The 19,866-nt window shown below is 60.0% G+C and carries 15 protein-coding genes; 8 read left to right on the plus strand and 7 right to left on the minus strand.

Annotated features, from left to right (window positions below; genetic code table 11):
* Nucleotides 1-84 precede the first annotated feature (84 nt).
* From xdhB to WFJ47_RS09785, 3 genes are read left to right on the plus strand one after another with little or no spacing between them, the layout of a single operon-like run.
* On the plus strand, nucleotides 85-2,379 hold the full coding sequence (gene xdhB, locus WFJ47_RS09775) for a xanthine dehydrogenase molybdopterin binding subunit (RefSeq protein WP_336762680.1): 2,295 nt from the start codon (nucleotides 85-87) through the stop codon (nucleotides 2,377-2,379).
* 38 nt (nucleotides 2,380-2,417) lie between these two features.
* Complete coding sequence (gene xdhC, locus WFJ47_RS09780) at nucleotides 2,418-3,254, plus strand: xanthine dehydrogenase accessory protein XdhC (RefSeq protein ID WP_336762648.1); 837 nt, start codon at nucleotides 2,418-2,420, stop codon at nucleotides 3,252-3,254.
* On the plus strand, nucleotides 3,251-3,928 hold the full coding sequence (locus WFJ47_RS09785; RefSeq protein WP_336762650.1) for an HAD family phosphatase: 678 nt from the start codon (nucleotides 3,251-3,253) through the stop codon (nucleotides 3,926-3,928). The genes xdhC and WFJ47_RS09785 overlap by 4 nt, the downstream gene beginning before the upstream one ends.
* A gap of 48 nt (nucleotides 3,929-3,976) precedes the next feature.
* Here WFJ47_RS09785 and WFJ47_RS09790 read toward each other — a convergent pair whose 3' ends face one another.
* From WFJ47_RS09790 to WFJ47_RS09805, 4 genes are all read right to left on the minus strand, one after another.
* Nucleotides 3,977-4,162 (minus strand): hypothetical protein, encoded by a 186-nt coding sequence (locus WFJ47_RS09790; protein ID WP_336762652.1) that lies wholly within the window; start codon nucleotides 4,160-4,162, stop codon nucleotides 3,977-3,979.
* A 5-nt stretch (nucleotides 4,163-4,167) separates the two neighbouring features.
* A complete protein-coding gene (locus tag WFJ47_RS09795) occupies nucleotides 4,168-6,030 on the minus strand; it encodes a ferrous iron transporter B (protein WP_336762653.1) in 1,863 nt (620 codons plus the stop codon).
* Between the two features lie 7 nt (nucleotides 6,031-6,037).
* Nucleotides 6,038-6,277 carry a FeoA family protein gene (locus WFJ47_RS09800; protein ID WP_127102696.1) on the minus strand — a complete coding sequence of 80 codons (240 nt, stop codon included), beginning with the start codon at nucleotides 6,275-6,277 and terminating at the stop codon, nucleotides 6,038-6,040.
* A gap of 145 nt (nucleotides 6,278-6,422) precedes the next feature.
* Nucleotides 6,423-6,869, minus strand: a complete 447-nt coding sequence (locus WFJ47_RS09805; protein ID WP_336762655.1) for a hypothetical protein — start codon at nucleotides 6,867-6,869, stop codon at nucleotides 6,423-6,425.
* Nucleotides 6,870-7,058: 189 nt separating this feature from the next.
* Here WFJ47_RS09805 and WFJ47_RS09810 point away from each other — a divergent pair, with 189 nt between their 5' ends.
* Together WFJ47_RS09810 and ade are read left to right on the plus strand one after the other, a co-directional pair.
* Complete coding sequence (locus WFJ47_RS09810) at nucleotides 7,059-8,603, plus strand: tryptophan 7-halogenase (RefSeq protein ID WP_336762657.1); 1,545 nt, start codon at nucleotides 7,059-7,061, stop codon at nucleotides 8,601-8,603.
* Nucleotides 8,604-8,793: 190 nt separating this feature from the next.
* Nucleotides 8,794-10,494: an adenine deaminase gene (ade, locus tag WFJ47_RS09815; protein WP_336762659.1), complete on the plus strand. Its 1,701-nt coding sequence runs from the start codon at nucleotides 8,794-8,796 to the stop codon at nucleotides 10,492-10,494.
* Between the two features lie 89 nt (nucleotides 10,495-10,583).
* On the opposite strand, the gene WFJ47_RS09820 is transcribed toward ade, so the two are convergent.
* The 3 genes from WFJ47_RS09820 to gluP form a co-directional block, all read right to left on the minus strand.
* Complete coding sequence (locus WFJ47_RS09820) at nucleotides 10,584-12,101, minus strand: carbohydrate porin (RefSeq protein ID WP_336762661.1); 1,518 nt, start codon at nucleotides 12,099-12,101, stop codon at nucleotides 10,584-10,586.
* A 146-nt stretch (nucleotides 12,102-12,247) separates the two neighbouring features.
* Nucleotides 12,248-13,378, minus strand: coding sequence for an N-acetylglucosamine-6-phosphate deacetylase (nagA, locus tag WFJ47_RS09825; protein ID WP_336762663.1), 1,131 nt, complete (start codon nucleotides 13,376-13,378; stop codon nucleotides 12,248-12,250).
* A gap of 4 nt (nucleotides 13,379-13,382) precedes the next feature.
* Nucleotides 13,383-14,663 carry a glucose/galactose MFS transporter gene (gluP, locus tag WFJ47_RS09830; protein ID WP_127102701.1) on the minus strand — a complete coding sequence of 427 codons (1,281 nt, stop codon included), beginning with the start codon at nucleotides 14,661-14,663 and terminating at the stop codon, nucleotides 13,383-13,385.
* A 716-nt stretch (nucleotides 14,664-15,379) separates the two neighbouring features.
* Here gluP and WFJ47_RS09835 point away from each other — a divergent pair.
* The 3 genes from WFJ47_RS09835 (at nucleotide 15,380) to WFJ47_RS09845 (ending at nucleotide 19,598) form a co-directional block, all read left to right on the plus strand.
* Nucleotides 15,380-16,516: an ROK family transcriptional regulator gene (locus WFJ47_RS09835; RefSeq protein ID WP_127102702.1), complete on the plus strand. Its 1,137-nt coding sequence runs from the start codon at nucleotides 15,380-15,382 to the stop codon at nucleotides 16,514-16,516.
* 95 nt (nucleotides 16,517-16,611) lie between these two features.
* A complete protein-coding gene (locus WFJ47_RS09840; RefSeq protein WP_336762664.1) occupies nucleotides 16,612-17,379 on the plus strand; it encodes a copper homeostasis protein CutC in 768 nt (255 codons plus the stop codon).
* A gap of 26 nt (nucleotides 17,380-17,405) precedes the next feature.
* Nucleotides 17,406-19,598, plus strand: coding sequence for a family 20 glycosylhydrolase (locus WFJ47_RS09845; protein ID WP_336762666.1), 2,193 nt, complete (start codon nucleotides 17,406-17,408; stop codon nucleotides 19,596-19,598).
* Nucleotides 19,599-19,866: the final 268 nt, after the last annotated feature.

The following is a 19,866-nucleotide window of genomic DNA, read 5'->3' on the forward strand; positions in this document are numbered from 1 at the left end:
GAGACAGAGAGTGCTGAAGACGGGAAGCGCCGCCCGGAAGTGGCGGCTGACGCCTCAGCGCCCAAGGCTGGGGAAATCCCGTCCATGAAGCATGAGAGCGCAATGCTGCATGTGACCGGGCGCGCGCTCTATATTGACGACATACCTGAGCCCAAAGGCTTGTTGCATGTCGTGCCGGGGCTCAGCGCAAAGCCGCATGCGCGTCTGATCTCGATTGATCTCGATGCGGTCCGCGCCGTGCCCGGTGTGGTCCGGGTGATCACCGCTCAGGATATTCCGGGCGAGAATCAGACAAGTCCCGTTCATGCCCACGATGAGCCGCTTCTTGCGACCGATCTCGTGCAGCATGTCGGCCAGCCGATCTTCGCCGTTGTCGCGACCGAGCGCGCGATTGCCCGGCGCGCGGTGCGTCTGGCGCGTATCGTTTATGAGGAACTCCCGGCGGTTCTCGATATCGACTCTGCGATCGAGAATGGCGGCGCGCTGGTATGGCGCCCCCTCACCATGGAGCGTGGCGCAGTAGGACCCGCGCTCGAGGCCGCGCCGCGCCGCCTGAAAGGACGCATGACCATAGGCGGGCAGGAGCATTTTTACCTGGAGGGTCAGGTCGCCATGGCCCAGCCTGGCGAGGCGGGGGAGATGCGTGTCTGGTCCTCCACCCAGCATCCTTCCGAAACGCAGCATCTTGTCGCGAGCGTGCTGGGGCGCCCGCATCACCTTGTCACGACCGAGATCAGGCGTATGGGGGGCGGCTTTGGCGGAAAGGAGTCCCAGGCCAATGGATGTGCCTGTCTTGCGGCGCTCGCGGCGGAACTGACCGGTCAGGCAGCCAAGATGCGCCTTGATCGCGATGATGACATGGTCATCACGGGCAAACGTCATGATTTCAGGGTTGATTACGAGGTCGGTTTTACCGATCAGGGCGATATCGTTGCCGTGGACATGCAGCTTGCGGCGCGTTGCGGCTGGTCGGCCGATCTCTCGGGCCCGGTGACCGATCGCGCCCTGTTTCACGCAGATAACGCCTATTTCTACCCCGACGTGCGGTTTCGTTCCCTCGCCCTGAAGACCAACACCCAGTCCAATACGGCCTTTCGTGGTTTTGGCGGCCCTCAGGGGATTGTGGCGGCAGAGCGTGTCATCGAGGAAATCGCTTTCGCGACCGGGCGTGATCCGCTCGATATCCGTCTGCGCAATGTGTATGGCACAGGCACACGAGACGTGACGCCCTATCACATGGTGGTTGAGGACTCGATCAGCGATCTCGTCATGACCCAGCTGGCCGAACGCTGTGCGTACCGCGCCCGGCGCGACGCGCTGCGTGGGTTCAACGCGACCAGCCGCACCTTGCGCAAGGGCATTGCGCTCACGCCGGTCAAGTTCGGTATTTCGTTTACCGCAACCCACTATAATCAGGCCGGTGCCTTGGTTCATGTCTATACCGACGGTTCGGTACAGGTGAATCACGGCGGCACGGAAATGGGTCAGGGTCTGCACACGAAGATGGTGCAGATCGTGATGAACGAGTTTGGTCTCGACGCGCAGAATGTGCGTATCACGGCGACCACAACCGGCAAGGTGCCCAATACCTCGGCCACCGCTGCCTCATCGGGGGCCGATCTGAATGGCATGGCGGTGCTTGACGCGGTCAGTCAGATCAAAGCGCGTATGGTCACCTTCGCTGCCGAGAAATGGCAGGTTGCACCAGAAGCGATCCGCTTTACCTCGGAAGGGGTACGCATGGGCGAGGCCCTCGTACCATTCCGTGATCTGGTCTGGCAGGTCTATTTCGCCCGTATCTCGCTCTCGGCCAGCGGGTTTTACAAGACGCCCAAGATCTCCTGGGATGCGGCAACCGGGCGCGGCCGGCCCTTTTATTATTTCGCCTACGGCGCGGCCTGCGCTGAAGTCACGCTGGATCTGCTGACTGGTGAAAACAGCATCGACCGGGTCGATATCCTGCATGATGCTGGGCAATCCCTGAATGCGGATATCGATATCGGCCAGATCGAGGGGGCCTTCGTTCAGGGCGCAGGCTGGCTCACCACCGAGGAACTGGTCTGGGACAAGGAGGGCGGGCTGCGTACTCATGCTCCGAGCACGTACAAGATCCCTGCCTGCTCCGACCGCCCTGCCATTTTCAACGTGACCCTGCTCGATGATGCCCCCAATCGCGAGGCGACAATCTACCGCTCCAAGGCGGTCGGAGAGCCGCCTCTCGTTCATGGCGTGGCCGTGCTGCACGCATTATCCGATGCCATCGCCAGTCTGGACGGGTATCGGCGCTGCCCCGGGCTCGACGCACCGGCAACCCCTGAACGGCTGTTGCGCACGATCATGCAGGTGCAGGCCCGCGCCGCGCAGGGAGAGCCCTCCTGATCGACCTGGATCTGGTCCGAAGCTGGCAAGGCTCGGCCGTGGCGGTACTGCGCGTGGTGGTGGCCGAGACAAGAGGCTCGACCCCCCGCGAGACAGGCGCCTTCATGCTCGTGACCGAGACTACCCAGACTGGCACGATCGGCGGCGGAGATCTGGAATTCCAGTGTCTGGAACATGCCCGGCTGATCCTGAGGGGAGAGGCTGTGCGCGAGGATCGTCGCTTCACTTTGGGGCCTGAATCGGGGCAGTGTTGCGGCGGCGTTGCGGTGATCCGGTACGAGCCCGTCTTTGATCTCGATGAGGAACTGCGCCGACTTGAGCAACGTCGCCTCGATTGGCCGACGCTAAGTGTTTTCGGCGCGGGGCATGTTGGACGTGCTCTGGTCAGGGCGGCCGCGCTCCTGCCCCTGTCACTCCGCTGGATCGACCCGAGGCCGGAGGAGTTCGGCCCGGTGCCCGAAGGCGTCATGGTACAGGTGAGCACAGCCTGGGAGAGCGAGATTGCTTCATTGCGTCCGGGGGATGGCGTTCTGGTCATGACACCGAGCCATGCTCTGGATGCGCTGATCACCGCGGCAGCCCTCGAGCGGGGCGATCTGGCCTATGTCGGGTTGATCGGATCACACACCAAGAGACGGCGTTTCGAGTCCGGGTTCAGAGAGATCGGCCTCGCCCAAAGCAGGATCGATGCCCTGGTCTGTCCGATCGGAGATCAAGGCCTGCGCGACAAGCGACCCGAGATCATCGCGGCTTTGGTGGCGTCGGAGCTGGCAAGGCGATTGGTGCCGCGCATTGATCATGGCAGACAGACAAGCGACAGCAATGGCGCGCAGCGTGATGCGGCTGCAGCACTGGATCAAGGAGAGAGACGATGACGGGACCTGGGCCCATCAAGGGTATTCTGTTCGACATGGATGGCGTGTTGCTCGATAGCGAGACCCTGTCTCTCGAGGCGTTCGTTAGCGCGGCGCGTGAACTGGGGCATGATATGCCTCTCGACTTTGCCCGCCAGATGATCGGTTTGCCGGGCGATGCCTGTGCGAAGCTGGTGACGGATACCTATGGTCCCGATATCGATCTGGGTCGCCTGTTCCGGACCCAGGATGTGCATATGCACAAGCTGGTTGAGGCAGGCGGTCTGGTGATGAAGGAGGGGGTGGTCCCCCTGCTCGATTATCTTGACGCACGCGGCTTGCCACGTGCCATAGCGACATCGTCAGGACGGTCCCGCACCGAGACCCATCTGCGCCATGTCGGTATTTATGATCGCTTCGATACGATCATCACGCGGGATGATGTCAGCCGCGGCAAGCCCGACCCCGAACCCTACCTCAAAGCGGCACAGGCGATCGGCGTCGAGCCCGCATTCTGCCTGGCGATCGAGGATTCCCATAACGGCGCGCGCGCTGCCCATGCAGCAGGGATCAGGGTGATTGTGGTGCCCGATCTGATGACGCCCAACGAAGAGATCATCGGCAAGGCGCACGAAATCATGGACGACCTGCATCAGGTGCGTGAATTCATCGAGCGTGCGGATCATACCACCTGACTCTTGCTCGAGTGCGGGGTCGTTACCCCGCGCTCCTATCGGCTGGAATCAGTGGCAGCCGCCGCCCTTACAGCCCGAGCAACCGTTGCAGCCTTTTTTTTCCCCTGAGGCAGGAAGGGCCTTGGCGAGGCCAAGCCGCGCCCTGAAAGAAGCCGCATGGGCCGGGAACAGCCTGTTCAGCCAGAACAGGAGGGCAACGGTCACAAGGGCGATGACAATAAGACTCTGCATCATGGCGATCATCCGGTCAGGGCGCGTGCCACATGATAGGTAAGAAAGGCCGCGGCATAAGCAAGGCCGAAGAGATAGGCCGCAGCTCCCAGAACCACTTTGAGCGAGCGGGTCTCGCGACGCATGACTGCAAGTGTCGAGATGCATTGCGGCGCGTACACATACCAGGCCAGCAATGCAAAGGCGGTTGCCATGCTCCAATGCGCGCTGAGAAGCGGCATGAGCTGGTTCGCGGCATTGTCATCCGAGGCTCCCAGAGCATAGACTGTGGCCAATGCGCTGACGGCAACCTCGCGTGCGGCCAGACCGGGAATGAGCGAGACGCAGATCTGCCAGTTGAAGCCCAGCGGCGCAAAGATGGGCAGCATGAAATGGCCGATATGGCCAGCGAGACTGTAATCGATTGCGGCGCCCGTAGCATTGGCCGGCGGCGCGGGGAAGCTGGAAAGTGCCCAGAGAAGCACATTGAGCGAGACGATGATCGTGCCGACGCGCGACAGGAACATGATGGCCCGCTGCCAGAGCCCCAGCGCCACGCTTTTCAGATTGGGGGTGCGATAGGGAGGCAATTCGAGCATCAGGGGATGCTCGTCTGATGCAACGCCACGCGTCATGAGTCGGGCTGCGATGATGCCGCTGATAATTGCAACAAGATACAGCCCGAACAGGACCAGCCCCTGGAGCCCAAGAAAGCCGAGCACGGTGCGATGAGGCACGAAAGCCGCGATCAGCAGCGTGTAGACGGGAAGCCGCGCCGAGCACGTCATGAGCGGTGCGATCAGGATCGTCACCAGCCGGTCGCGGGGATTCTGGATCGTGCGCGCTGCCATGATGCCTGGAATGGCGCAGGCAAAGCTCGAGAGCAGCGGAATGAAGGAGCGCCCGCTCAACCCTGCAAGCGCCATGATCCTGTCGAGCAGGAAGGCTGCGCGTGGCAGGTACCCTGTTTCCTCCAGGGTGAGGATCCACAGGAACAGGATCAGGATCTGGGGCAGGAAGACGATTACCGTTCCTGCACCCGCGATCACGCCGTCGGCCAGAAGGCTGCGCAGCAGCCCCGGAGGAAGCGGAGAGACGACGATCTGCCCGAGCGAGGTGATGCCTGCTTCCAGCGCGTCCATGATGGGCTGGGCCCAGGCGAAGACCGTCTGGAACATGAAGAAGAGAACGACCAGAAGGATGATCGGGCCCCAGACCGGATGGAGGAACCAGCGATCGAGGCGATCGGCCATCCGGTCGCCCCTGAGCGTGCCTTCATTGGTGAAGCGGGTGATGAGCTGGCCGACTTCACCATGGACGTCGAGGTCCGTCTTCATGGCAGGTGGCGGCAGGAATTCGGGCTGATCGAGCGCGTTCAGCAGATTGGCAATGCCGCTCTTGCGCAGGCTGATGGCGGGAATGATAGGCAGGCCAAGCGCTGCGGCGAGGCCCGGTACGTCAATGGTGAGCCCGAGTCGTTCGGCCTCGTCCATCATGTTGAGCACCACGATCATGGGGCGGCCGAGTTGCATGAGTTCCAGCAGGAAGCGCAGATGCAGCCGCAGATTGCTGGCCGAGACGACACAGATGATCAGATCCGGCTGCTTTTCGACCGGATGCTGCCCCATGCACACGTCACGTGTGACGTCTTCATCCGGGCTTGTGGCACTCAGACTGTAAGCACCGGGCAGGTCGAGCAGGCGAATGGCTCTGCCATTGGGGGTCGTGAGATACCCCTCCTTGCGCTCGACCGTGACGCCCGCATAGTTCGCGACTTTCTGGCGACTACCTGTCAGCTGGTTGAACAACGAGGTCTTGCCGCAATTGGGATTGCCCACGAGGGCGGCGCGCAAGGGTCTGGTGGCCGTCTCCGGCAGTGTGACGGCGTCCATATACAGATCAGAGATCGTGTTTGAGCGTGATACGCGAGGCCTCACCACGGCGGAGGGCAAAACAGGTCGAGCCCAGCCGCACGGCAATGGGATCGTGGCCCACGGGGCCTGTCGCCACGATTTCGACCGGAGCACCCGGAATGAACCCTAACTCGCCCAGTCGCGTCGCGATCGGATCATTGGCCATACGCGCGACGACCTGGCTGATGACCGCGTGAGCGCCTTTGGGCAGGGTGTCGAGTGTCATGAGGAAAGCCCATCTATAGCCGGAAAATGGCGTTCTGTGAGAACGCTTCTCAATTGCCTAGATAGTCCTTCATGTTTTCTTAGGGAAGGGGGCGGGGGTGAAATCCTTTTTGACAGAACCCGGTCATGGGCGGGTGGCCGTTCCATCAGAAGGTCTCATCGGGTTTCTCACTGCTGATAAAGGGAAAGGGGCTGGGGGGCGAACTCTCCTTCCGCGCAATCGCGATCGCCGTTGCGATGACATCGCGCGCGCGAGGGCTGTTTCGCCAGCAACGTGACCCGAGATGTGCCGCGATGCGCAGGCATAAATCTTCCGGCTCATGGCGGGAGAGGGCGGACAGAGAAGCGATACCAACCTGCTCAAGACGCAGGATAACCGTGGGACCAATATGCTTTCCCCGCAGGAGTTGCAGTCTCTCATCTGCGCTGAACTGCGGTGCGGATGGTGTATCACTGCTCATGATGACTCTCCCCTGCACCTGCAAAGCCAATGGACCATTCGGGAAAACCACAAAAGAAGCCATATTCCGTTTGAATTTGATGCTTTTGAGCGGCTTGCCAAGAAGGATTTCTGGTTTGTGGGCATAAAACAATACGTTTGGAGAATAACATGGCGATGATCGCGAAATACAGGAGCTGTGTCGTCGATTATATCAATGTGTTGTGACGTTGATTTGATGTTGATTAACGGTGTTTGGTCAATTAGGTACCCATGATCCGAACCTGGCACGGTTTTCGTGCTTGCGCATCGCAATTCACCTTTGAAATCGAGTAGATGTGTCTTGTCTGAACACGCACCGCACGATGTCCTGATCATTGGCGCAGGACTGGCTGGCCTTACTCTGGCGAAGCAGTTGCTCGACGCCGATCCGGCGCTTGGGATCTGTATCGTTCACAACCGCAAATTCCCGTACCCCGAGCGTATCCACAAGGTGGGAGAGTCTACCGTGGAAATCGGGGCCTATTATCTGGCGGAAATCGTGGGGTGCAAAAGACATCTCGAGACTGAGCATCTGCGCAAAATGGGGCTGCGCTTCATCCAGACGCAGGGCCTGACCGGCGATGCCCCGTATCGCGAGATCGGGCTCGGCTATTATCCGCATCAGCCAACCTATCAGATCGATCGCGGCAAGCTGGAAAACCACCTGCGCGACGCGTTGGGGGAGCGTGTCACCCTGATCGAAAACAGCCGCGTCATGGATATCGAGCGCGAAGGCGACCTGAATAATGTGGCGGTGCGCGACCATGACGGTGTCGTGGCACCGGTCGCAGCGCGCTGGGTCGTGGACGCCTCGGGGCGCGGGCGTGTGCTGATGAAGAAATTCGAATTGCAGCGCCCTGCGGGGATCAATCACTCAGCCATCTGGTTCCGTGTTGCGGGCAAGGTAGATATCAACGACTTCCTGAATTCGCAGGATGAGGCGAACCCGTTCGGTCATGCGCGCGAGCGTGGGCGGAGCACGACCCATCTGATCGGGCGAGGCTATTGGGTCTGGATCATTCCCATCAGCGAGCAGACCACCAGCATCGGCATTGTTTTCGATAATGGCATCCACAGTCTCTCAGAACTGAGTTCGCATCCCCTCGCGACTTCCTGGCTCGCCAGGCATGAGCCGCGTTTCCATGCCTATATGCAGCGTGAGGCATTCGAAGTGATCGACTTCGTGATGCTGCGCAATTACTCCTACCTGTCTGCACAGTTTCTGTCGAAAGAGGGATGGGCGCTGACCGGAGAGGCCGCAGGATTCGTCGATCCCATGTATTCCAACGGCACGGATATGATCGGGCTGGCGAATACCATGATCACCAACGCGATTACCCAGCCCGACGGGCTGGAGCAGATCGAGCGGATGAACGGCGTCATGGCGGAGGCCTATGCCGGTTTTGTCGATACCCACAGGGAGTCCTATGCAGGTTTCGACGACTGGAACTATGTGTTCGTGAAGACGAACTGGGATGCGACCTTCTATTTCCTTTTCATGAGTGTGCTCTTCATGAACGGCAAATTCGCCGATATCGGGTTTATCGAGAGCATCCACAGCGAGATCTCGGCTTTCTACAAGCTGCATCATCAGGTCATGACCTATCTCAGGCAGCCGGGCGCCGTTTCCGATGATTATGCATTGCCGGAATTCATCAATCTTGTCGGTTCGATACAGGACTATGCCAATCGCTCGATTTTCCTTGCCGACAAATCGAATGACGCGGTCAGGGCCCTGCTTGAGAAAAACATGGTGATTCTGCGCGAACTGGCTGACTCGATCATGCAGAACAAGAGCTTCGACGAGAAGTTCTTCACCATGGCGGCGAGACTCGACGCTGCCTGATACCTCCCGAAGTCTGTCTGCCGGCGCTTTCCGGCATCGCGAGCCCAGGCGGGCGCGTTGAAAGGCGCGCTCGCTTCGTTTCGCCCTGGGGCCTTCCGATATCGGCCCGTTCCATCCTGAGGCCTATCCTATATAGTGAGCTCATGATGCCGGGCCGGATCGGTCGGCCTGTGCCGTCGGGGAGACAAGGATGCGGGATGAAATCGTGCGGCGCGTGCGTCAGGGAGCCGGAGCCGAGCCTGCTGATCTCGTCATACGCAATGTCAGACTTTTCGATCTGGTCACGGGGGAGCTGATCCCGACCGATATCGCCATCACGGGTGACCGGGTGGTGGGCGTTCTGGATTGCTATGAGGGGCGCGAAGTCATTGACGGTCAGGGCCGCATTGCGGTGCCTGGCTTCATCGATACGCATCTGCATGTCGAATCCTCGTTGATCACGCCCTTCGAGTTCGATCGCTGTGTGCTGCCGCATGGCGTGACCACGGCTATTTGCGACCCGCATGAAATGGCCAATGTCCTGGGGCGGGCGGCGTTCGATTATTTCCTGAACTGCGCCAATCGGACGGTGATGGATCTGCGCATCAATCTCTCGAGTTGCGTGCCCGCTACGGGGCTCGAAACCTCGGGCGCCGTGCTGGATGCCGCCATGCTGGAGATCTACCGGCATAATCCGAAAGTCATCGGCCTGGCCGAGTTCATGAATTTCCCCGGTGTCCTGTCAGGGCAGCCGGATTGCCTCGACAAGCTCGTGGCGTTCGCCAATGGGCATATCGATGGTCATGCGCCTCTGCTGCGTGGCAAGAGACTGAGCGGCTATATTGCCGCCGGTATTCATACCGATCATGAGGCGACCACCGCAGCAGAGGCGCTTGAGAAGATCCGCAAGGGGATGACGATCCTTATCCGCGAGGGGTCGGTATGCAAGGATCTGACGGCGCTTGCGCCTCTCCTTACTCCGGAAACCTCGGCTTTTCTGGCATTTTGCACCGATGACCGGAATCCGATGGAAATTGCCCATGAAGGGCATATCGACTTCCTTATTCGCAAGGCCATCTCGCTCGGAGTTGCGCCGCTCGCAGCGTATCGGGCGGCGTCCCTTACGGCAGCAAGGGCCTTTGGCCTGCGTGATCGGGGTCAGATCGCCCCGGGGCTTCGCGCCGATATCGTGCTGCTTGATGATCTGGAGCGCTGTGCCGTTGCTCAGGTCTTTTCGGCCGGGCGTCTCGTGAATGATGCGCTGTTTGCCAGCCGGGATATCGTACCACCGCAAGGCTATGGTTCTGTGAAGCTCGCCGCCCCGATCGCGGCCACGGATTTTCATGTGCCGGGGACCGGGCAGAACCAGGCTGTGATCGGTATCATTCCGGATCAGATCATCACGGAGTTTCGCCGGGCGACTCTCGACGTGACAGAGAACGGCGTCCAGCCAGACCCGCAACGTGATATTGCCAAGATCTGCGTGGTCGCGCGCCATGGCAAGAACGGCAATATCGGGCGCGGTTTCGTGCAGGGCTTCGGTCTTTCCACGGGTGCGCTCGCCTCTTCCGTCGGCCATGACAGCCACAATCTTTGCGTGGTGGGCATGAATGATGTCGATATGGCTCTGGCGATCGCACGATTGACCGAAATGGGGGGTGGGTTCGTCGCTGTTCGGCAAGGCAAGATCGTGGCTGAGCTGGCGCTGCCCATAGCAGGGCTGATGAGCGATCAGCCCTTCGAGACCGTCAGACGAGATCTGGAATCCCTCCGTGAAGCGGTGCGTGACATGGGCGGAAGCCTGGAAGAACCTTTCCTGCAACTGGCTTTCCTGCCGTTGCCGGTCATTCCCCATCTGAAGATCACCGATCTCGGGATGATCGATGTGGACACGATGAGCCTCGTTTCCTGACGCGCCTCACAGGAAGCGTATCGGGGCCTTCTCTTTGAGCACCCGAAGCGGAATACGACCCCGCGCCCGAGAGGCGCGGGGATATGGGCTCAGAAATTGGTCGTGAACTGCCCGCCGATGATGGCAGCGTCGTTGAAGGTGGTTGTGGCTCCGGGATGCTGCAGATACTGGAAGTCGAATTGCAGCGCTGTCGCCGCGGCCAGATGCAGGCTGTAGAAGGCTTCATAGACCTGCTCCCAACGTTGCACCCCGTAGACATTCCCCCATTGATTGGAGACGAAAGGCAGACCGAGCGCGACGGAGGATTCCTGTTGCAGACGCACGGAGCGGCTCATGGTCATATGCTGGAACATGACACCAATCTGGTCGAGCGGGCGATGCCAGGGCGTGCCACTCTGCAACAAGCCGATCCATTCATGATCACGCATGGCAACGACATTGCCTTGTGCGTAGCCGAGTCCGCCGATCACGATCAGACCATCCGCCAGGCCCTTGCCGCTGCGTACTAGCATCTGGTCGAACATGAGCCAGCTGGACCACATGCCCGAGGCATTGCGGGCGGGCAGACCGCTCGCCTGATAGGAGCCGCCGTAACGATCCTCGTAAAGATGAGGATAGCGCGAATTGTCGTAATAAAAGCCGATCTTGTAATGGCCGAGCAGCTTGTCCTTGCCGAAAGCCGGGTCCCAGCCTGCCTCGAATTGCGAGCTCAGCTTCCCTAACCCGTCCTGCGCGAGTGCCCAGCCTGACACGCCGCCATTGAAGGCGTGGGGGCTGACGGCAAAGAGCCCGCCCATCAGATAGGTGCGCTCGGTGGGGCGGACACGCAGCACGGCGCCAATATTGGCAGACGGCCAGTCGCGGCCGCCGGGCGCATATTTGCCGGGTGCAAAATTACCGCAAACGCTGACATTCATGAAGGAGCAGGCGAGCGCATCGAAATCGAAGAATGTTCCGGTCGGGATGACACCGGCCGAGACCACGATCCGATCATGCAGAAAGGTCTTGTCGGCATACATCGAGACGAGATGCGCGACGACATTGCCGCGCGAGCCGTAGATCTGCTCAGGGTTTGAGACATAATCTCCCAGGGAATAGCTGAAATTCCGCCCATGGCCGTTCACGACCAGAAGATGGGTCCAGAAGCCCTGAAAGCCTGCGAGCTTCTGCCAGTCGATGTCCAGTTCTGCGGCGACCTGACCGGCCAGGACGTTGTCGCGTGTCCGCCCGCCTGTGACATTGCCCATATATTCCTCGTTAAGGGCAATATTGAGGAAGATACCGCGGTTTTGCATCCAGCTCTGGGCGCCGCCCCAATCACCGAAAAGATGCGGATTGCCGTAGAGCGACGGCACGAGAGGGCCGATGGGCACAGCGCCCTGGCCCGCGATCGGAAAACCGATGGCCTTATAGTCATCGCCCTCAAGCGTTTTGGCGGTTTCGGACTGAGCCTGAGCGTAGGACGTTATGGTCCCCCCGCAAAAGGCGGCAAGGGCGAGGGCGGTCCACACCCCGCGCCCACCGCCCTTGCGCGGAATTCTTCCCGCTCGGGTTTTGGGGCGGCAGGCGGAATGCAGGTCCCGATCGTTGGCGATCTCTCTTGTCACTATCGTTTCGTCCAGATTTCTTGCGTGAGTGCCCGGATGGGCCAGTGACAGAGGGATTAACAGAAAGTCATAATGGAGCAACACCACGGGCAACTACAAAACTACGTGTGATATTGTTACAAAAGGGTGATAGGATTGAGCCCTATTTAACGAGACTGCGGCGTTCTCTCATGGACCTTGCGCCCGTTCACCCATACTTGCTCGATATCCAGATCCCGATTGAGGACGACGAGATCGGCCAGACGCCCCGGCGTCAGGCTGCCGCGATCGGCGAGGCCGAGATAGCGGGCCGGGTTGGTGCTCACCAGCCTGCTGGCCTCGCTCAGCGACGCACCATGCGTCACCGCGTTGCGCACTGCCTGGTCGAGGGTGAGGATGCTGCCCGCCAGCGAGCCATTGGGCAGGCGTACGACGCCCTCACGAATGAGGACCTCCTGGCCGCCGAGTGTGCTTGGCCCGTCGGGTTGCCCGGCCCCCCTCATGGCATCGGTCACAAAGAGCAGCCGCTCCCTCATGATACGTGAAGCGAGTCGAAAACTGGCCGGATGCACGTGATGTGTATCGAAGATCATCTCGGCATAGCTGGTGTCATGGCACATCAGCGCGGTCACGGGGCCGGGATTGCGGCCTTCGATGGCCGACATGGCATTGAACAGATGGGTGCCCCCCGCCACGCCACCACAGCTACAGATGCGATTCAGGGCGGCCCAACTCACCTCGAAATCGGCGGTGGTATGGCCGATACTGACCCGGACGCCCGCGTCCGCAAAAATCCTCATGGCTTCGTCGGCGTGATCGATCTCGGGGGCGAGGGTGACGACACGGACGCAGTCACGCGCCAGAATTTCGGCAAGGCGCTCTGGTGTGGGGGCGATCGTGAATGGCGGCTGGGCGCCGAGTTTATGCGGGCTGACGAAGGGGCCCTCAAGATGCACCCCATGGATGCGGGGGCCATCCTCATCGGGGGTATTCATCACTGAGGCGGCGCTGTCGAGCGCGTAAAGCACGTCCTCCCAGGGGCGGGTGATGGTCGTGGGCAGAATGGTCGTGGTCCCGTGCTTCATGTGGAACCGCGCCATGTGGCGTATGGCTTCGGGGCCATCCATGGTGTCGGCGTCATCGCCGCCATGCACATGTCCGTCGATGAAGCCAGGGAGAATGAAGAAAGGGGCATCGGCCCCGCTCTCGTCGATGGCCCTGACATGCGTATCGAAATGAAGCGTGCCGGCCACGATCCGATCAGGGAGTACGATCTGGCCAGCAAGTTTTTCGGTCATGAATTCAGTCCTGCGTTGTCAGTCCGACCCGGCCGTAGCGACGGGCATAAGCCAGGATTACCAGATAGGCCGGAATGACGATCATGGCGAACATGCCCTGAAAGCCGAAGACCGGCTTGAGCCATACATAGAACTGCGGAACGATCGCCCCCCCGCTATAGGACATGACCATGATGGCCGAGGCCATGGCGGTCATATGTGCCGCACCGCGAATGGCGATCGGGAAGATGGTGGGCATGATCATGGCATTGGTCACGCCAAGCAGGGCAACACAGAACACGGAGGTGTAGCCTTGCGTCAGCACGGCCATGATTGTCAGTGCGCATCCGACCAGGCAGGAAATCTGGATGTAATTCTCCTGACTGATGAAGCGCGGTACGATGATGAAACCCATGATATAACCGATGAGCATGCCGGTCAGAGTCAGGGCCGTGAAGAACTTGGTTTCATCGAGAGGAAGACCGAATCCCTGGCCGTAAGTGCCGATGGCGTCACCCGCAATGACCTCGATTCCAACATAGAGAAACATCGCGACGAAGCCGAAGACGAGATGCGGCTTGAAAAAGCTTGGCTGCGAGCCTTCGCCCGTCGTGATCGCGGGAGCTTCCAGATTGGGAAGCGGGGCGAGGGCGACAATCACGGCAATCAATACAAGGATGCCGGCCATGCCCATATAGGGCGCATACAGGGCCTGGACGAAATTATTGAGCAGCGTCTCACGTACGGCGGGGTCGGTTGCCGATTGGGCTTTTTCTGCTACGGCGCCGATATTGCGCATGACGAGCAGCCCCAGTACGATCGGGGCGAGAATTCCGGCCGTCTTGTTGCAGATCCCCATGATGGAGATACGCTGTGCGGCGCGATCAGCGGGACCGAGCAGGCTTACGAGCGGGTTGATGACAACCTGCATGAGGGAAATGCCCGCACCCAGGATGAGCAGCCCGGTCAGCGCGCCAGGATAGATCCGCCATGAGACGAATTGCCCGAAAACGGCGACGCCGAGCGCAGAGACCAGCACAGAGAGGGTGAGGCCGGTCTTGAGACCAAGCCGTCTGGCGATCAGAGAGGTCGGGATGGAAAACAGGAAAAACGAGAAATAGAACGCAAGCGGAATGAAGAACGCGCTGAACTCGCTCAGGGAAAAAGCGACGCGTACGAAGGAAATCAGCGGGCCATTGAGCCAGGTGACAAATCCCATGGCAAAAAAGATGAGCGCTGCGACAGCCAGCGCGCCATAACCGTAAGAACCAACCAGCCTGTCCTGGGGGGAGGGGACCTTGGTCATTTTCTGGGATATCCTCAAAGGGATTCGGGGAATTGTTTATTTCAATTTCTGAACTATGTGGATTATAAGCTGGGTTTCCGCGTCGAAGCCAGCGGGATTTTGAAGTTTCGCTTTCACAATAATCGGAACCCCTCCCAGGCGCAGGCGAGGCCCTTCACCAACGGGTGTACCCTTAGCCACGATGACAGATGGTCATGGGGGTGACCAGGTCTTCTCGGGGCGCGAGGGGTAGTTGTTTTTGCGCCAACCAATCGGACTCAGTGGCGCCGGTTGCGGTCAGGCGCTGCGCGTTGCAGCGACCTCATTACTCTGATTTTTCAACCGGTGGTCGTGGGTTGTCTGGTGCAGAACCGGTCCATCTCGATGGTGTGACAATGTTTGCCAATATCCAACATTGAGGACGCCTACCACATTCGCAGAAATCGTCATCGATGGCTATAGGTTCTATTTAGTTTATAGATATGTATTATTGGGTATAATCTCGATATATTATTGATTGCGAAAACTAAGCAACGAGTCTCAGAAAACATTCACTATTTTTTCAAAAATTAGTAGAATTTTAATACCTGAGGTAGACAATCGGATAGACTTGTCGCTACTATGATTTCTGTCCGTAAAGTCAAAAAGGAGGCGCGTGAGTGAGCGTCATTCCTTCTCTTTGGCGTTGTGAGTTCAATAAGCAAAATTATACAATTACTTCAGAGAATGAATAAAGAATGTTCTCGACAGGTCATCATCGCATTCTGAGTGCGCTCAGTCGTTCCGGGCCGCAAAGCCGTACCGATCTTGCCCGCGCGCTCAATCTCAGCAAGGCGAGCGTTACGGCGCTGGTTCGCGAGCTGATCGAGCAGAATATCCTCGACGAGCGCGAACGCGTATTCGGTTTCGGTCGTCCGGCAGTCATGCTAGGCCTCAGGCAGGACGCAGCCAGTTTCATCGGGGTTTCCCTCCAGTCCGATCCGGCCCATGTGGTCCTGACCGATCCGCATGGCCACGTGCATATCGAGATGACCATTCCGCTCATCTCCGATGTCGACGCCTGTATTGCGGCCATCGTCGATGCCGTCGGGGCTATCCGCCGGGATTATCCATCGGGCATCGGCGCTCTGGCTGGTATCGGGGTCGTGATCGCCGGGATCGTGTCCGGAGACGGCCAGACCTGTCTGGCCTCCGCCACGCTCGGCTGGCATGGGGTCAATATCGGACAGCGCCTTGCGGATATGACGGGGCTGCCCGTTTTCGTCGAGAACGATGCCAATGCCCTGATCATCGGTGAACAGCTTTTTGGCGATTCCGGCGATCTGAGCGATTTCAGCCTGGTATTCGTGAGCGAGGGGATTGGCGGAGCGCATATGGTCAACGGGCGTCTGCACAGGGGGCGGCATGGCGGGGCAGGTGAATTATCGCATGCACCGATCGCCATTGACGGTGAAGCCCTGCCTTGTCGATGCGGCAATCGGGGCTGTCTCGAGACGCTCGCGGCTTTGCCGGCCATTCTGGGGGCGGCCCGACGCGCCGGTCTCCCGGATGAAATCGGGCGGGTAGTAGAAATGGCCGGGGACGGACAACCCGAAGCGCTCTCCATTCTGCATCGCGCAGGCACGGCGCTTGGACTGGCGCTCTCCCAGGTCATCCAGTTCGTCGATCCGTCGCGCATTGTTGTGAGGCTCGACCCCAATCTGGTGGAAAGTGTCTTCGCGCGTGCGCTCCGTCAGGCCGTTGAGGCTCATGTGCTTCGCCGTGACAGTTATCAGACGGAACTCGTCCTTGGTTCGCTGCACCCGCGCGATTTCGCGACGGGCGCGGCAAGCCTTGCTGCGCAACATTTCCTGTTCGGTAATTCCAGTCTGTAACTCCCGGTTTGTGTTATCCGAGGGGTATCAGGTCAGGAGACAAGCATGGGTGTTCTCGCGCGTTATCGCATGACACGTCGTCCTGACGGCACGATATGAACCCTATCATCGGGATGCACGGCATCGGGATGCAGGGCATGCCGACGCTCGAGATCTGCGTCGACGATGCGGAAGGTCTGCATAGCGCCGCGATGACAGGGCCGGCCCGTATCGAGTTATGCAGCGCGCTTGATCTGGGTGGGCTGACGCCTGGATACGGGCTTGTTCAGCAGGCGCGCTCATGCGCGGTGCCAGTCTTCGCGATGATCCGACCGCGGCCGGGCAATTTTTGCTTCACCGCGCGTGAGGAAGCGCAAATGCTGGCCGATATCGCATTGATGCGTGATTCCGGGCTGGCTGGCGTTGTTCTCGGCGCCGCTCACCCGGATCACACCCTCGATCTCCGCATGCTGGAGCGGCTCTCTGCTGCCTGCGGGCCGATGCGCCGACAACTCCATCGTGTTGTCGATCTCGCGCCCGATCCTTTCGCTGCACTCGATGCGGCGATTGCGCTCGGTTTCGAGCGTGTGCTCAGCTCAGGGCAGGCCTCTGATGCGGTCAAAGGTGCGGCGCGGCTCAAGGCTATGCATGACTATGCTGAGGAACGCATCGAAATCATGGCCGGGAGTGGGGTTCGGCCTGGTAACGTTGTCGCTCTGATGCGGGAAACAGGAGTGAGAGCCGTTCATGCCTCTTGCCGGAAACGAATTGCGATGCAGGATGAAAGACTCGTTCATTTCGGATTCGCAGCGTCGAATGCTGTGACATCCGCTGCGGAGATCAACCAGTTGCTTGTGGCGATGGCGTCTATGCAGCGGGGGTGAGCCGTTACAGAAAAGGATTGGGCCCGATGTTTCTTCCCGGAAGGGCGATGAGCTGTGGCGTGGCGCTGGCTGCGCTCTCGCTCGGTCTCGCCGATGCAAGGCAGGCCCAGGCCGCTGCGCTTATTCCCGTTTTCATGCCGCAGCCGGCCCAGATGGTGTTGAACGGTCAGTCCCTGGCGCTCACCGGACTCCCCAGAATTGTGTGGTCGCAGCCGCCTTCGCCGTTGCTCAAGCGCGCGCTCGCGCGTTTCGAGGCCCGTTTGCGTCAGGCGGGTGTATCGCCGCGTCGTGGCGCTGGACCGGTTTTGACCATACGCACCGGGCGTGACCCCAATTATCTTACGCTGGACGCCAAGGAGTCCTACAGCCTGGATGTTTCATCCAGAGGCATAGCGCTCGAGGCTGATGGCCCGGCGGGCGTGCTGCATGGATTGGCGACCCTGTTGCAGATGCTGGATACACGAGAGGCCGTCCCGGCGCTTGAGCAGGGAGAGGTGCATGATGCGCCACGCTTCAAGTGGCGCGGGCTTATGTTCGATGTCTCACGGCATTTTCAGTCAACGGACACGATCAAGCGGCAGCTTGATGCAATGGAACTGACCAAGCTCAATGTGATGCATTGGCATCTGAGCGATGGGACGGGCTTCAGGGTCGAAAGTAAGCGCCTGCCGCGCCTGCAGGAGGTCGGCGGCCATAGTCGCTACTACACGCAGGCGCAGATACGGGAGATCGTGGCCTATGCCGCCGATCGTGGCATACGCGTCGTGCCGGAATTTGATGTGCCCGGCCACACCCTGGCCATTCTCACAGCCTATCCCGCTCTGGCCGCGCGTCAGCCAGTGCCGACGGTCAAGGACTGGCAGCAGGATTGCCAGGTCGCTTCGAGCAATGGCGAAACCACCACGCATTGCACCAAGCATCCCGATCTGAATACCCCGGCCATGGATCCGACAAATCCGAACGTCCTGGCCTTTGCGAAAGTGCTGTTTGCCGAAATGGCCGAGCTCTTTCCGGATCGCTATTTCCATACGGGCGGGGATGAAGTCGTCTCAGCGCAATGGAACGATAATCCGCAGATCGCCAACTATATGAAGGTACATGGCTACAAGGATGCGCCCGCCCTTCAGGCGGCCTTCACAGCGGAAATCGAGAAGGTGCTCGCTGCGAATGGCAAGGTCATGATGGGATGGGACGAGGTGAGCGAAGCGCCGATCCCGAAGAATGTGGTGGTGGAGGCCTGGCGCGGCTCCAAATGGGTTGGCACGGCAACGGCGCTCGGCCATCCGGTCGTAGTTTCCTCCGGCTATTATCTGGATCTGCTGAACCCGTCAGCCACGCATTATGCGGTTGATCCGTTCGATACACGGGCCGATGGGCTTGACCCCAACCCGCCCGGTCAGGCGCCCAGGCCGCTCGATAATGCCTTCACGCGCGATCCGAATGCTCCACCGCTCAGCGCGGCGCAGGAGGCGCTCGTCCTGGGGGGAGAGGCGCCGCTCTGGACCGAAATCGTGTCTGATGAAATGGTCGATTCCCGTCTGTGGCCGCGCTCTGCGGCCCTCGCTGAGCGGTACTGGTCGTCCCAATCGGTCAGGGATATCGCAGGGCTTAATAAGCGCTTGCCAGGGGTTCAGAATTTTCTCGAAACCTTCGGGCTCAAGGCCTCTGACCATCAGGCACGCATGATTGCCCGACTGACGCCCGAAAATGTGGCCCCACTTACCCAGTTGGTCGCCATTACCGTTCCGGTAAGGAATTACGCGATCAATCGTCTTGCCGAGCGCAAGGGGGAAGATATCCTTCTTTCTCCCGCGGCCATAGCGGCTCCAGACAGTTTCGAGGCCAATGAGTTCAATGCTCAGGCCGCGCGCTATGCGGCGGGGGATCGAAGCCTGCTCGTACCGCTGCAACAGCGTCTCGTGCGGTATATCGGCAATGACGAAGCATTCCAGAAACTGGCAGCGCCGCCCTGTGTGGAGGAGGTCAAACCCGTTTCAGCCCAGATTGCGGCGCTGTCACGTGCCGGGCTGGACGCTCTTCAGGGCCGGCCTCTGGGCAAGAGCTGGCATGATCACGCTTCCATGCTCCTGACCGAGCAGGATCAGGCCTTTGCAGCGAGCGCCGATCATGATGCGTCCAACCATATGAAGCAGCCCGCAGGTGGGTTGCTGATCGCCATCCTGCCCGGACTAAAATCCCTGATCGCTACCGCACGGTGATGGGCATGGCTCCGGGCCTGAAAACCCGGAGCCGCCATACCAATTGCCCCTGAACTTGGGGCGTCGGGGGGGGGGGGGGGGGGTTTCCACCCCCCCGTTTAATCCGCTTTTTCCCCCGTTTCCCCCCTGGGCGGGGCCCCCCCTTTTTCTTTGGAAATGACGGGGCATCGTCGGGCACGGGGGGGGGGTTCTGGCCGTGCTTCAAGAGTTGGAAGGGCGCGGGTGGGGGAGAGGGTGTGGGCTATAGTTGATTAGTGGTGGTCGGGGG

Origin of the sequence: Asaia sp. VD9, from assembly GCF_037150015.1 — a bacterium.
Lineage (GTDB): Bacteria > Pseudomonadota > Alphaproteobacteria > Acetobacterales > Acetobacteraceae > Asaia.

Coding starts and splice junctions, on each gene's coding strand:
- xdhB (WP_336762680.1), top strand. CDS start 85: ATGAAGCATGAGAGCGCAATGCTGCATGTGACCGGGCGCGCGCTCTAT.
- WFJ47_RS09785 (WP_336762650.1), top strand. CDS start 3,251: ATGACGGGACCTGGGCCCATCAAGGGTATTCTGTTCGACATGGATGGC.
- WFJ47_RS09790 (WP_336762652.1), bottom strand. CDS start 4,162: ATGATGCAGAGTCTTATTGTCATCGCCCTTGTGACCGTTGCCCTCCTG.
- WFJ47_RS09795 (WP_336762653.1), bottom strand. CDS start 6,030: ATGGACGCCGTCACACTGCCGGAGACGGCCACCAGACCCTTGCGCGCC.
- WFJ47_RS09800 (WP_127102696.1), bottom strand. CDS start 6,277: ATGACACTCGACACCCTGCCCAAAGGCGCTCACGCGGTCATCAGCCAG.
- ade (WP_336762659.1), top strand. CDS start 8,794: ATGCGGGATGAAATCGTGCGGCGCGTGCGTCAGGGAGCCGGAGCCGAG.
- nagA (WP_336762663.1), bottom strand. CDS start 13,378: ATGACCGAAAAACTTGCTGGCCAGATCGTACTCCCTGATCGGATCGTG.
- gluP (WP_127102701.1), bottom strand. CDS start 14,663: ATGACCAAGGTCCCCTCCCCCCAGGACAGGCTGGTTGGTTCTTACGGT.
- WFJ47_RS09835 (WP_127102702.1), top strand. CDS start 15,380: ATGTTCTCGACAGGTCATCATCGCATTCTGAGTGCGCTCAGTCGTTCC.
- WFJ47_RS09840 (WP_336762664.1), top strand. CDS start 16,612: ATGAACCCTATCATCGGGATGCACGGCATCGGGATGCAGGGCATGCCG.
- WFJ47_RS09845 (WP_336762666.1), top strand. CDS start 17,406: ATGTTTCTTCCCGGAAGGGCGATGAGCTGTGGCGTGGCGCTGGCTGCG.